The 13,791-nt window shown below is 62.6% G+C and carries 11 protein-coding genes; 4 read left to right on the top strand and 7 right to left on the bottom strand.

Annotation, left to right across the window (positions count from 1 at the left end; all coding sequences use genetic code 11):
* Positions 1–8: 8 nt before the first annotated feature.
* Together argS and NKI18_RS06065 are read right to left on the bottom strand one after the other, a co-directional pair.
* The gene (argS, locus tag NKI18_RS06070; RefSeq protein WP_353019114.1) at positions 9–1,766 is read right to left on the bottom strand and encodes an arginine--tRNA ligase; all 1,758 of its coding nucleotides are present in this window, start codon (positions 1,764–1,766) and stop codon (positions 9–11) included.
* Positions 1,767–1,827: 61 nt separating this feature from the next.
* A complete protein-coding gene (locus NKI18_RS06065) occupies positions 1,828–3,042 on the bottom strand; it encodes a deoxyguanosinetriphosphate triphosphohydrolase (RefSeq protein WP_352454504.1) in 1,215 nt (404 codons plus the stop codon).
* 73 nt (positions 3,043–3,115) lie between these two features.
* Between NKI18_RS06065 and erpA the strand changes: the two genes are divergently transcribed.
* From erpA to NKI18_RS06045, 4 genes are all read left to right on the top strand, one after another.
* The gene (gene erpA, locus NKI18_RS06060; RefSeq protein WP_254818314.1) at positions 3,116–3,463 is read left to right on the top strand and encodes an iron-sulfur cluster insertion protein ErpA; all 348 of its coding nucleotides are present in this window, start codon (positions 3,116–3,118) and stop codon (positions 3,461–3,463) included.
* 2 nt (positions 3,464–3,465) lie between these two features.
* Positions 3,466–3,855: a VOC family protein gene (locus tag NKI18_RS06055; protein ID WP_352618299.1), complete on the top strand. Its 390-nt coding sequence runs from the start codon at positions 3,466–3,468 to the stop codon at positions 3,853–3,855.
* A 30-nt stretch (positions 3,856–3,885) separates the two neighbouring features.
* Entirely contained in the window at positions 3,886–4,680 is a 795-nt protein-coding gene (gene xth, locus NKI18_RS06050; protein WP_352454506.1) for an exodeoxyribonuclease III, read from the top strand.
* Between the two features lie 77 nt (positions 4,681–4,757).
* Entirely contained in the window at positions 4,758–5,075 is a 318-nt protein-coding gene (locus NKI18_RS06045) for a hypothetical protein (RefSeq protein ID WP_352618302.1), read from the top strand.
* Positions 5,076–5,099: 24 nt separating this feature from the next.
* Here the strand turns inward: NKI18_RS06045 and NKI18_RS06040 are convergent, their stop codons facing one another.
* The 5 genes from NKI18_RS06040 to NKI18_RS06020 all read right to left on the bottom strand — a co-directional run bounded on the left by NKI18_RS06040 (position 5,100) and on the right by NKI18_RS06020 (position 13,607).
* Positions 5,100–5,936, bottom strand: a complete 837-nt coding sequence (locus NKI18_RS06040) for a tetratricopeptide repeat protein (protein WP_023678939.1) — start codon at positions 5,934–5,936, stop codon at positions 5,100–5,102.
* Positions 5,923–7,647, bottom strand: a complete 1,725-nt coding sequence (gene ilvD, locus NKI18_RS06035) for a dihydroxy-acid dehydratase (RefSeq protein ID WP_352618305.1) — start codon at positions 7,645–7,647, stop codon at positions 5,923–5,925. Before ilvD ends, NKI18_RS06040 begins: the two co-directional genes overlap by 14 nt.
* A 279-nt stretch (positions 7,648–7,926) precedes the next feature.
* Entirely contained in the window at positions 7,927–9,147 is a 1,221-nt protein-coding gene (locus NKI18_RS06030; protein WP_352470410.1) for an OmpP1/FadL family transporter, read from the bottom strand.
* Between the two features lie 425 nt (positions 9,148–9,572).
* A complete protein-coding gene (locus NKI18_RS06025; RefSeq protein ID WP_352618308.1) occupies positions 9,573–12,356 on the bottom strand; it encodes a valine--tRNA ligase in 2,784 nt (927 codons plus the stop codon).
* A 390-nt stretch (positions 12,357–12,746) separates the two neighbouring features.
* Positions 12,747–13,607, bottom strand: a complete 861-nt coding sequence (locus NKI18_RS06020; RefSeq protein ID WP_353019110.1) for a PopZ family protein — start codon at positions 13,605–13,607, stop codon at positions 12,747–12,749.
* Between the last annotated feature and the right edge of the window lie 184 nt (positions 13,608–13,791).

Here is a 13,791-nt window from a genome sequence, read left to right as displayed (position 1 = left end):
ACTCAAACCTAACGCATTTCGGTGGGCGCATTGGCTCCGATCAGCGTCAGGCCGGACGTCAAAACGTCCGAAACAGCCTGCACCAGCCCTAGTCTGGCATGCGTCAATTGTCGGTCGTTAACCTTAACAAAACGTAAGTCGGGATTATCGGTGCCCCGGTTCCAGTGTCCGTGGAAGCTGGAAGCGAGTTCGTAGAGGTAAAATGCCAGCCGGTGGGGCTCGAGCGCGAGCGCCGCGGCTTCGATCAGCCGAGGATATTCGGCGAGCTTCCTGATCAGGCCGATCTCCCCCTCATCGGTCAGCAAAGCCACTTCGGCGGCCAGTTGGTTGCGGTCGAACATGGCCTCGCCCAATTGCTCGCTCGCCTGCCGGAATACCGAATGGCAGCGCGCCGAGGCATACTGCACGTAGAACACCGGATTGTCCTTCGACTGCTCGGTCACCTTGGCGAAGTCGAAGTCGAGCGGCGCGTCGTTCTTGCGGTAGAGCATCATGAAGCGAACTGCATCTCGTCCAACTTCTTCGATGACCTCCCGAAGAGTGACGAAATTCCCAGTTCGCTTTCCCATCCGCACCGGCTCGCCGGCGCGAAACAGCCTCACCAGCTGGCAAAGCAGCACGGTAAGCTTGACCTCGTCGCCGGCAATCGCCCGGGCAAGCGCTTCCAGCCGTTTCACATAGCCGCCGTGATCGGCGCCAAGCACATAGATCAGGTCGACGAAGCCGCGATCGACCTTGTCCTTGAGGTAGGCGACATCGGCGGCGAAATAGGTGAAGGTGCCGTCCGACTTGACCAACGCCCGGTCCATGTCGTCGCCGACCGCGGTCGAGCGGAACAGCGTCTGCTCGCGGTCCTCCCAGTCGTCCGGCTTCTCGCCCTTGGGCGGCGGCAGCTTGCCCTTGTAGATGTGGCCCTTCAGCGTCAGGTCGTTGATCGCCGAGCGGATCTTCTTCGCATTGTTGGCATGCAGCGTCCGCTCGGAAAAGAAGACGTCGTGATGCACGTTGAGCAGCGCCAGATCCTCGCGGATCATCGCCATCATCGCATCGATCGTCCTGTCCTTGACGATGGCAAGCGCCTCTTCGTCCGGCATCTGCAGCAGGGAGCGGCCGAATTCGCTGGCCAGCGCCTGACCAACGGGGATCAGATAGTCGCCTGGATAAAGCCCGGCCGGAATGTCGCCGATCTCATCGCCGAGCGCTTCGCGGTAGCGCAGCATGACTGAGCGTCCGAGCACGTCGATCTGCGAACCGGCATCGTTGATGACGTATTCCTTGGTCACGTCGTAACCGGCGAAGGCCATCAGATTGGCCAGCGCGTCGCCGACCACAGCACCCCGGCAATGGCCGACATGCATCGGCCCGGTCGGGTTGGCCGAGACATATTCGACATTGGTTTTCTTGCCGCCGCCGATAGTCGAGCGGCCATAGTTGCGGCCTTCGCCGAGCAGCGCCGTCAGATGCGCCTGCCAGAAGCCGTCCTTGAGCCTGAGATTGACGAAGCCCGGGCCTGCGATCTCGGCGGCCGCGATATCCTCGTCGGCGCGCAGCGCCTCGGCCAGCCTTTCGGCCAGCGCACGCGGGTTCTGGCCGGTCGGCTTGGCCAACACCATGGCTGCGTTGGTCGCGAGATCGCCATGGCTGGCATCGCGCGGCGGCTCGACGGCGATGCGCGACAGGTCCGGCGACACGCCATCCTTGTCTTTCAAATCAAGCGCTTCGACGGCCTTTATGATTCGCGCGTTGAAATCGGCGAAGATGTTCATTGCTGTGGCTCTGACGGTTTTGCAGGGATCCGGCTCGTTGGCCGGCAAAATCGCGCCCGCCCTAGCTCAAATCCGGCGTATGGTCAAACAAACGCCTGTGTTCCTTAAGCGCATAAGTGTCCGTCATGCCGGCCAGGAAATCGGCAACACTGCGCGCCTTGACGCGGTCCTCTGCCCGGTCGAGCCCTTCGCGCCAGCCATCCGGCATGGCGCGCGGATCGGCGAAATAGACGTCGAACAGGTCCCTGACGATCTGGTCGGCATCGGCGCGCACCCGCATGACCTCCGCATGCCGGTAGAGGTGCTTGTAGAGAAAGGCCTTCAGCTCCTTTTCCAATACGGCCGTCTCGGCGGAGAAGCTCACCATCGGCTCGCCGGCCGCCCTTACCGCTTCGGCGCTGCCGGGCTTGATGCGCGCCAGATTGGCTGTCGTCGAGACGATCACGTCCTCGACCATGATAGTGATCTGCCGGCGCATCAGCTCGTGGCCGGTGCGTACGTCATCGAGCGCCGGATAGCGCTGACGCACGCCCTTGAGGATCGACCCCGGCAGCGAGACGCCCTCCAGCATATCGAGCGTCAACAGCCCTGCCCTCAAGCCGTCATCGATGTCGTGGGTGTTGTAGGCGATGTCGTCGGCAATCGCCGCGCACTGCGCCTCGATACCAGCGAAGCGGTCGAGTTCAAGGTCGTGCAGTTCGGAATAGTCGCGGATAGCCTGCGGCACCGGCCCCTTCAGCCCTTTGCCCTTGGCATCGGTCAGCGGGCCATTGTGCTTGACCAGCCCCTCCAGCGTTTCCCAGGTGAGGTTCAGCCCATCGAACTCGGCATAGCGCCGCTCCAGCCGAGTCACCACACGCAGCGACTGCGCATTGTGGTCGAAGCCGCCCCAGGCGGCCATCTTCTCATTCAGCGCGTCCTCGCCGGTATGGCCGAAGGGCGTGTGGCCGAAGTCGTGCACCAGGGCCACCGCCTCCGCCAAGTCCTCGTCGCCGCGAAGCGCCCGCGCCAGAGCGCGTGCGATTTGCGCGACCTCGATCGAATGCGTCAGCCTCGTGCGGTAATGGTCGCCTTCGTGTGCGACGAACACTTGCGTCTTGTGCTTCAGCCGGCGGAACGCCGTCGAATGGATGATGCGGTCGCGGTCGCGCTGGAACGGCGTGCGCGTCGGGCTTTCCACCTCGTCGAACAGCCGCCCGCGCGACTTCGCCGGGTCGCTGGCATAGGCCGCGCGCGGCCGATAGCCGAATCCGATGTCGCCCAACTCGTTGGTCATAGCGTATGCCGCAGTTGACTTGCCCCGTCGCGCTTCATACCTATCATACGAAACCGAATGCAAGGTGACGCCCATGGGCGCTGATGCCAAGACCGCCATGAAAGTCGAGATGACCGACGCCGCCGCCAGGCGGATCGCCAAGATTGTAGCGAGCGAAGCCGGTAAGACGGCCCTGCGCGTTTCGGTCGAGGGCGGCGGCTGTTCCGGCTTCTCCTACAAGTTCGACCTGGTCGACAGGCGCAATGACGACGACGTCGCCATCGAAAAGGACGGCGCCACCGTGCTGATCGACGACCTGTCGCTGGTCTATATGGGCGGCTCGGTGATCGATTTCGTCGACGATCTGATGGGCCAGTCGTTCCAGATCAGAAACCCCAATGCGGTCGCCTCCTGCGGCTGCGGCACCAGCTTCTCGATCTAGAAATGCCCGACATCGGCGCGGTCCGTCAGGTCGCGCTTTCCGCCGGGCGCGACCTCGATGCGACGCTGGCGTTCTGGCGCGAGGTGCTCGGCATGAACCTGCATGCGCGTTTCGATCCGCCGGGCATCGCCTTTATCATGGCCGGTGACGTGCGCCTGCTTTTCACCGACGGCCTGCCCGCCGGCACCGTCTATCTCGACATATTGGGCCTCGACGAGTTCCACGCTTCGGCAAGGGCCGCCGGTGTTCCCTTCACCGCGCCGCCGGCGCTCGTCCATCGCGACACCGAAGGCCTGTTCGGCCAGGCGGGGGAAAGCGAATGGATGGCCTTCCTAAAGGACCCGGCAGGCAATACGATCGGCCTTGTCGAACGTCATCCACCGGATAGCTAGTCTCCGGATCACCAGCCTATCGAGGCCGCCATGAAAATCGTCACCTGGAACATCAACGGCGTTCGCGCCCGCATCGGCAATTTGACCCATTGGCTGACGGAAAGCGCGCCCGACATCGCCTGCCTGCAGGAGATCAAGACGGTCGACGAGCAGTTTCCTCGCGCCGAGATCGAGGCGCTCGGCTACAATGTCGAGACTTACGGCCAAAAAGGCTTCAACGGCGTCGCCATCCTGTCGAAGCTGCGTTTCGACGAGGTCAATCGCGGCTTGCCGGGCGACGATGCCGACGAACAGGCGCGTTTTATCGAGGGCGTGTTCTCGACCGACAAGGGCGCCTTGCGCGTTGCCTCGATCTATCTGCCGAACGGCAACCCGATCGACGACGAGAAGAAGTTCTCCTACAAGCTTTCCTGGATGGCGCGACTTGAGCGCTGGGCCGAGGAGCGGCTTGCACTGGAAGAGCCGCTGGTTCTGGCCGGCGACTACAATGTCATTCCCGAGCCGATCGACGCGAAATATCCGGAAAACTGGCTAAGCGACGCGCTGTTCCAGCCCGCGACGCGGCAGGCGTTCCGGCGGCTGAAGAATCTCGGCTTCACCGAAGCCGTGCGTGCCGTCACCGACGCCCCGGACGTCTTTACCTTCTGGGACTATCAGGCCGGCGCCTGGCAGAAGAACAACGGCATCCGCATCGACCATTTGCTTCTGTCGCCCGAAGCCGCCAACTGGTTTTCCTCGGCTTCGATCGAAAAGCAGGTGCGCGCCTGGGAAAAGCCCTCCGACCACGTGCCGGTGGCGATCGATCTGGCGCTGCAGCCGGCCTGACCGGAGCTGCTGTCCGGCGGCACATTGATAAGTTGACCTCTTATCGCCACAAATCGCGTGCTTGATGAGAAATCATCATGGTGGCTGGGGTTCCCATGACTACTCGATTTGCACTCTGCCCGATCGGCTGCGCGCTTGCGATGGCGGTGGCGACGCCGGCTTTTGCCGATGCAGAGTGCCTGGCTAACGGAAAATCATTCCAGATCGGCCGGGTCGCCTGCCTGACGCTTGCCGGCCAAAGCCACCTCGCCCGTTGCGAGATGGTGCTCAACAACACGTCCTGGATAAAGCTCCGCGATGGCTGCCCGGAGAACACGCTGGCCCCACATCTGCAGGGCACGCCGATCTCAACACCGGCGCCCAGCGGCATGCCGGCGGAACCGACCGACAATTGATCTAAAAACGGAAATTCTGCCGGCCTATTGGTCGCCGCCACCCTTGGTGAGGATGTCGTCGGCCAGCGAGATCGCGGTGCGGCGGTCGGCTTCGCCGGCGGCCGCAAACGCTTCTTCCTGCATGCCGCGGATCCATGGCTGGTCGGCGGGTGAGGCCCGTTCGAGCGCCGCGGTCATCATCGCCAGCCCCCGCACGATCTTGCCGCTTTGGAAGAGCAGGTTGCCGAGCGTCGCCTGCGCGCCCGCATGGCCCTTTTCGGCCGCCAGCTGGAACCAGCGTCCGGCCTGCTTGACGCTGGCCTTGACGCCGCCCTCACCCTTGAGGAACATCTGGCCCATCTCGAACTGGGCGTTCGGATTGCGGTAGTTGGCGGCGGCACGCATGTAATATTCCTGGGCCGCCACCTCGTTCTCCTCGACGGGGCTGCCGGGAATGCCCTTCCTCAGATAGTCGCCAAGCGCCACCAGCGCGTCCGAAACATAGCTTTCCTCGGGCGAACCGGGCTCGACATCCTGGTCGACGATCTCGCTGAAGAACTTGAATGCCGCGTAGTCGTCTCGCGCCACGCCATCGCCTTCGGCATACATGCGCGCAAGCTTCCAGGTGGCGCCGATCTGGCCGTTCTCGGCGGCATATTTATAGGCTTCCGCGGCCTGCTCCTTATGGCCGTTCTTGTAGGCGGAAAAGCCGAACTGGAACACCGCCCACGGGCTCGACTGCGGCTTCACGCCGGTCTTGTCGTCGAACACCTTGTCGTCGAAGGCCATGGCCTGGCCGACGGCGCCCAAGGTCGCGCCAAACGTGGCGAGCGCAACCAGTGCCGAAAGGACAGACGACCTCAACAACTCAGATGTCCGCATAGCAGTGTGTTTCTTTGGCACCGCCGGGATGGGTGACCGCGCCGTCGCGGGCAGATCCGACCGTCTGTGCGTATTTCCAGATCGCGCCCGACTGATAGTCGGTCGTGCGCGCCTTCCATGCTTTTGCCCTCGCCGCCAGTTCGGCTTTAGACAATGCAACCTCGATCGTGCCATTCACCGCGTCGATCGAGATCAAGTCGCCGTCTTTCAGCAGCCCGATCGGGCCGCCGACAGCCGCTTCCGGCCCGACATGGCCGATGCAGAAACCGCGCGTCGCGCCCGAAAAACGCCCGTCGGTGATGAGCGCCACCTTGCCGCCCATGCCCTGGCCGTAGAGAGCCGCCGTCGTCGACAGCATTTCGCGCATGCCCGGGCCGCCGCGCGGACCCTCGTAACGGATGACGAGAACCTCGCCTTCGCTATAGTTACGGTGCGTAACAGCCTCGAAACATTCCTCTTCCGAATCGAAGCAGCGTGCCGGACCCGAGAATTTGAGTTCCGCCATACCAGCGACCTTCACGATCGCGCCTTCGGGGGCAAGGTTACCCTTCAAGCCCACGACCCCGCCGGTCTGGGTAATCGGCCTATTGGCGGGACGGACCACATCCTGGCTGTCATTCCAGGAAACATGTTCCATATTTTCGGCCAAAGTGCGGCCGGTCACCGTCAGGCAATCGCCATGAAGATAGCCATGGTCGAGCAGCGTCTTCATCAAGAGCGGAATGCCGCCGGCCTCGAACATGTCCTTGGCGACGTATTTGCCGCCCGGCTTGAGGTCGGCGATGTAGGGTGTTTTCTCGAATATCTTGGCCACGTCGAAAAGATCGAACTTTATCCCGGCCTCGTGCGCGATCGCCGGCAGATGCAGCGCCGCGTTGGTCGAGCCGCCGGTGGCCGAGACCACAGTCGCGGCATTTTCCAGCGCTTCTATGGTAACGATGTCGCGCGGGCGGATGTTCCTTGCGATCAGCTCCATGATCTTTTCGCCGGAAGCGAAATTGAAGCGGTCGCGCATCTCGTAGGGTGCCGGCGCGCCGCAGGAATAGGGCAGCGCCAGGCCGATCGCCTCAGCGACGGTGGCCATGGTATTGGCGGTGAACTGGGCGCCGCAGGAGCCGGCCGACGGACAGGCGGCTTGCTCGATCTCGAGCAGCTCGGCGTCGCCGATCGTGCCGACCGAATGCTGGCCGACCGCCTCGAACACGTCCTGCACGGTGATCTGCCGGCCACGGTAGCTGCCGGGCAGGATCGAGCCGCCATAGATGAAGATCGACGGTACGTTGAGGCGCACCATGGCCATCATCATGCCGGGCAGCGACTTGTCGCAACCGGCCAATCCAACCAGCGCATCGTAGCAATGGCCGCGCATGGTGAGCTCGACCGAGTCGGCGATGACCTCGCGCGACACCAGCGACGACTTCATGCCCTGATGACCCATGGCGATGCCGTCGGTGACGGTGATGGTGCAGAATTCGCGTGGCGTGCCGCTGGCGGCCGCCACGCCCTTCTTGACCACTTGCGCCTGGCGCATCAGCGAGATGTTGCAGGGCGCGGCCTCGTTCCAGCAGCTGGCGACACCGACCAGAGGCTGCGCGATCTCGGCCGCCGACAGCCCCATAGCATAAAGGTAGGAGCGATGCGGCGCCCGCTCGGGACCAACGGTCACGTGGCGGCTCGGCAGCTTGGCCTTGGAGATCGCTCTGGCGTCCATACTCGTCCTTGCCGCGGGCGGTGCGGCCTGCCTCTTCGCCTAGCCTTTTGGCGCATGTCCCGAGACAAGTTCGAGGTGCGCCGGGTTTATGGCGGGAAATGGGCAATGTTCCCGGGCGGCCGGGTGGCGCGAGGGTTGTTCAGAAACTGTTGCCAAAACGTCACAATTACAGAAGCGAACATCATGGGGACAATTGTTGCGCCGGCCGAATGCCGGACGCCACGCATCCAACCAACGGCCGGGCAGTGCCCGGCCGTTTTGTCGTTTAAAATTTAATAGTTAGAACTTGATCTTGACGGAAGCCGAACCGGCGAGAAGCAGGTCGTTGCCGTAGGTATAGGTAACGGCATTTGCCACGTCGCCGACACCGCTGAAAGTCGATGACCCGCTCGTCAGCACACCGATCGAGCCGCCGAGCCTGACCTCGACCTGGTCGTTCGGCGAATAGGAGACGCCGCTGGCAACGGCCCAGGTATCCGACTGATAGCCGGAGGTCGTCGAGGTGCCGCGATCCCAGGTCAGCGAAACCACGCCCGACAATTGATCGGTGAACTTGTGCCCGATACCGCCCGTGACCGTCCAGCCGTCGCGATAAAGCAGGTCGAATGAAACGGGCGAGGGCAAACCGGTTACCGGACTGCGCACGCCATTGATGGCAATGACGCCAAGCTTGCTCCACTCCTGCCAGCGGATGGAACCAAAGGCCAGCCAGCCAGGAGCTATACCGCTCTGCAGCTTGAATTCCAGAGCCTGAGGTATTTCAGCCGACGCCGAGACTGGGTACACGCCGGTAGAGCCAGGAATCAGATCCGCTGGAAAGGCGCCCCTGAAGCCGGTCGTGTCGACGGTTCCCGACAGCCCGTCATATTTGTAGCTTGAAGAGTACATCAGGCTGGCGCGCAGGGCGATCTCGGGGATCTCATAGGCTGCGCCCGCACGCCAACCCCATGCCTCGTCGGATAGCTTGAATACGCCGAGGCCGGTATTGCCGAAGGCGAGCAGTGTCTGGCGGGACAGAAACGCGTCGACCTGCTGGTAGGAGACACCGCCGATGAATCGTATGGCGCCCTTGCCGACGTTCACCTTGTAAGAGCAGGTGAGACCGAAATCATCTGTGTCGACGGCGTATTTGACCGCTGTCGGCGAATAGGCGTTGTTCATGCCGAAATTAGCGTCCGCACCATACGGTCTCGTATAGGTGGCAAGACAGTCTACGGGCTCAAAGATGTTGGCCTTGATGCCGACATGCGGCACCGCATAGTCGCCACCAACATCCACCGCCGACGTCGACAATCCCGAGCCATCGAGGCGCTGCACATTCTTGAGTTTGCGCTGTGGCGAAACATAGGTGACGCCTGCGTCGAACGAATATGGCGCCGCGTCGAACAGCTGGTCGATATTGACGCCGCCCCGGTCAAAGCCCCCGGCTTGCACCGTCCCAGCCAAAGCCAGCGAAAAAGCCCCCGCGCCCAGCAGCACTTTCAGACGCGAATAACACATGAATCTCCTCCCCGAAATATCCTTGCATCAAGCTAGAACCAATTCAGGTTAACGGCGCAACAACGAATTCGCCGTGCGTACATGTACACCTTGGCTGAACGCATTTCCGACAAGGTGTCGGCCTTCTTACCGAGGCGGGAAAATGGCCGCCACAATACAGATCGGCGAGAAAACTCGGGAAAACCCCCTAAATCACTAAAGAACAGGGCATTTTGCGTGCCCAGTCAGCCATTGTTACATTATGGCAACAATGGGGCAAAAACATTCAGTTTGCCTCAAGATTTACGCTGCGGAATGCCTGTTTTCGTGGCAGGCGGCCTGTCTGGAAGACAGATTCGTGACCGGCGAATCTATTGCGGCCAGCAGGCCCAATTTGTTTGATCAGCCGGCCCAATCTGTTCGATCAACCGGCCCAATCTGTTCGATCAACCGGCATCGCGCACCCGCGCCAATGCCACCGAAAGCTTCTCTTGCGCCTCGCGATATTCGGCGAGTTTTTCACGCTCGGCCTCCACCACCTCTTCCGGCGCGTTGGCGACGAATTTCTCGTTGGACAGCTTCTTGTAGAGCCGCGCTATTTCCTCGGTCACCTTGGCAAGCTCCTTGTGCAGGCGCGCTGCCTCGGCGGCAAGGTCGATCAGGCTGCCGAGCGGCAGGCAGATCGTCGCCTCGTTGACCACGATCTGGGCGGATCCCCTCGGTGGCGCCTCGGCGAGCGAGATGTCGCCGACCCGCGCCAGACGCTTGATAGCCGAGCCCTGACGCTCGAGCCTTTCGTGTGTCGCGTCGTTGGCGCCGATCACCACGAGCGGTGCGATAGCCGCCGGCGGCACGTTCATCTCCGAACGCACCGAGCGGATGCCGGAGACAAGGTCGACCAGCCAGTTGATATCGGCGGCGGCCGCCTCGTCCTCGAAGTCGGGCGACGGCCACACCGCATGACAAAGCAGCGATTGCCGTTGCCTGCCCTCGCCGGCGGTTTCGGCCCACAGTTCCTCGGTCATGAACGGCATCATCGGATGCAGCAGCTTGTAGATCTCGTCGAGTACGAAGGCGACGCAGGCCCTGCTCTCGGCCTTGGCGGCCTCGTCGGTGCCCATGAACACCGGCTTCAGCAGTTCCAGGTACCAGTCGCAGAACTGGTTCCAGACGAAGCGGTAGGCGGCACCCGCCGCCTCGTTGAAGCGGTATGAGGTGATACCGTCCGTTATGTCCCGCGCGGCTCGCGTCAGCTCCGTCAAGATCCAGCGGTTGACCGCCAGCTTGGCGTCCTGCAGCCAGAAATCGTCGTCGCGCGCCACTTCGTTCATCTCGGCGAAGCGCGTCGCGTTCCACAGCTTGGTGCCGAAATTGCGATAACCGGCAATGCGGGCCGGATCGAGCTTAACGTCGCGCCCTTGCGCTGCCATCACAGTCAAGGTGAAGCGCAGCGCATCGGCGCCGTATTCGTCGATGAGCTCGAGCGGATCGATGACGTTGCCTTTCGACTTCGACATCTTCTGCCCGTTCTTGTCGCGAACCAGCGCATGGACATAGACGGTATGAAACGGCTCCTGATCCATGAAATGCAGGCCCATCATCATCATGCGGGCGACCCAGAAGAAGATGATGTCGAAACCGGTCACCAGCACGTCGGTCGGGTAATAGGTCTTCAGCTCCCGCGTCTGGTCCGGCCAGCCAAGCGTCGAGAACGGCCACAGCGCCGACGAGAACCATGTGTCGAGCACGTCCTCGTCGCGGGTCAGGATCTCGCCAGGCTGGAAATTCTCAAGCTTGTCCTCGACCCAGGCCTTCCACGGCCCTTCCAGCGCCAGATAATATTCGACGGCGGCACCGAGCGCCTCTTCCTCGGTCTTTTCGACAAAGACATGCCCGTCCGGCCCGTACCAGGCAGGGATCTGGTGACCCCACCAGAGCTGGCGCGAAATGCACCAGGGCTGGATGTTTTCCATCCAGTCGAAATAGGTCTTTTCCCAGTTTTTGGGCACGAAATTGGTACGGCCCTCGCGCACCGACGCGATCGCCGGCTTGGCCAGTTCTGCCGCATTGACATACCACTGGTCGGTCAGAAACGGCTCGATCGGCGCGCCGCCGCGGTCGCCATGCGGCACGGCGTGGCGATGCGGCTCGACCTTTTCGAGAAAGCCGCCGGCCTGCATCAACTCGACGATCTTCTTGCGCGCATCGAAACGGTCGAGGCCGTCGAGGCCGTCCCAGACGGTCTGGCGCTCCGGCGTCACGTCCAGTCCGGCGAGAAAGTCCTCATTGTCCTTGAGGCTCACCGCCGCATTGACAGTGAGGATGTTGACCGCCGGCAGCCGGTGGCGCTTGCCGACCTCGAAATCATTGAAGTCATGCGCCGGCGTGATCTTGACCGCACCACTGCCTTTTTCGGGATCGGAATACTCGTCCGCCACCACCGGGATCCTGCGGCCGACGATCGGCAGGATGAGGTTCTTGCCGACGAGATGCCGGAAACGTTCGTCGTCGGGGTGGACGGCGACAGCCGTATCGCCCAGCATCGTCTCCGGGCGGGTCGTCGCAACAGTAATGAAGGTCTTCGGATTTTCCGGATCGAAGGTCATGCCTTCGACTGGATAACGGAAGTGCCAGAGGTTGCCGTTGACTTCCTGCTGCTCGACCTCGAGATCCGAGATGGCGGTCAACAGCTTCGGGTCCCAGTTCACAAGGCGCTTGTCCTTGTAGATCAGCCCTTCCTTGTAGAGCGTCACGAACACTTCGAGCACGGCCTTGGATAGGCCCTCGTCCATGGTGAAGCGCTCCCGGCTCCAGTCGGCCGAGGCCCCGAGCCGCTTCAGCTGGTTGAGGATGGCGCCGCCGGACTCGGCCTTCCACTCCCAAACCTTGTCGATGAACTCATCTCGCGTCAGGTCGCGGCGGTGGATCTGCTTTTCCATAAGCTGGCGCTCGACCACCATCTGCGTGGCGATGCCGGCATGATCCATCCCCGGCTGCCACAGCACGTTCTTGCCGCGCATGCGCTCGAAGCGCACCAGAATGTCCTGCAGCGTGTTGTTGAGCGCGTGGCCCATATGCAGCGAGCCGGTGACGTTCGGCGGCGGGATGACGATGGTGAAGGCTTCAGCCCCCTCCTCGGCCCCGGCGCCGGCCCGAAACGCGTCGGCCTCTTCCCAGATCCTGGCAATCTTCGGCTCGACGGCTTTGGCGTCGTAGGTCTTTTCGAGCATGGGAAAACGGTCCGCGCTGTCCGGAATTTGTGGTCCGGTGTAAATCGGAAGGTTGTTGCCAAGTCAACCGCAAGGGCGGCATGGCCAATAGATAGCGCCGGGATGGTTCGGTGCAACTCGCGGAACTGAATGTTGCAAGGCAATCGCTTCAGGTTTGCGCTGCCCCTCATTGCCCTGCCGGGCATTTCTCCCCGTATAGTGACGGGGAGAAAAACGCCTGTACTGAAGCTTTCGCCAAGTCACGAACGTTGCGGAAAAGGCGCCTAAATTGCGGTCAACCCCTTCTCCCCGTCACTATACGGGGAGAAGGTGCCGGCAGGCGGATGAGGGGCAGCGCCGACTTCGACAACTCGCCGGTCGAGCGCCGCCCATTGGCGGCTCTCCGAATTGCTACTGCGCGCCGCGCGCGACGCGCTCGATTTCCTCGCGCACCAGCCGCTCGACCAGCGTCGGAAGGTTGTTGTCCAGCCAGTCCTGCAGCATGGGCCGCAGCATCTCCTCGGCCATCTCGTCGAAAGTCTTCTTGCTGCGGCTGGCAAACGCGTCGGAAAGCTCGCCGAAGGCGGCGGCAACCTGCCGGCCCGTATGCTCCGAAAGGATTGCCGGACGTGCGGGCGGCGCCTCGCTGGCCGCCGGACGCGCCAATCCGATTTTCGAAGATTCCGGGCCGCTTTCCGAAGATTCCGGGCCGCTTTCCGAAGGCTCCGGCCCAATTTCCGAAGGCTGCCCAGCAGTCGCCTCGTTCTCGAAAACCTCGGCTTTCGGCTCGGCGTCCGGCGTCCGGAGTGGCTCGGCGCGCTCCGGCTTGGCCATCGCGTCGCCGACCGCGGCGATCTCGCGCCGCCAATCGGCGATGATGGTGTCGGTCGTCTCGGCAGCCTTGGCTGTCGCAGGCCGATCCGGCTTTGCGGGCGGTTCGGGAGCGACGTTCACCTCAGCCAGCGTCACCGCTGCTTTTACCGGGCCGGGACGCAGCGGCGTTTCCTGGCGCTCAATGACCGGCGCGGCCGTTGGCTGCACCTCGGCCCGCGTGGCCGGCTTGGCGATCTCCAGTCCGCCGCGCAGTTCGGAGCGGAACGCATCCGCCTCCGCTGTGCGTCCGGCTGCCGGCGCCGGTTGCAGATCCTGGCGCAGCTCGTCCGCGTCGCCCGGCTGCTTGCGGCCGGTATCGCTGTCCTCGATGATCCTTCTGATGGAAGCCAGTATTTCTTCCATGGAAGGTTCGCGCTGTACGCTGCTTGCCGTCGCCATCGTCACATCCGCCGCCCTTGTGACTCGTTCTCAGATTTCCTATCCGGCAATGCCGGATTCGAATCATGGCAACAGCGTAACCGACGGAACGGCTTGCGAGAATCCCCAATCTGGCGACATCTCGGATTTCAACAGATTAGGGTCGGGAGTTGAAAGCCCGCGCGTCGTTCGAGCGCGGGCTGAA

Source organism: Mesorhizobium sp. M0800, from assembly GCF_040320095.1.
Lineage (GTDB): Bacteria > Pseudomonadota > Alphaproteobacteria > Rhizobiales > Rhizobiaceae > Mesorhizobium.
The sequence above is the reverse complement of the archived record's forward strand: the minus strand, read 5'-3'. Positions and strand labels throughout refer to the sequence as shown.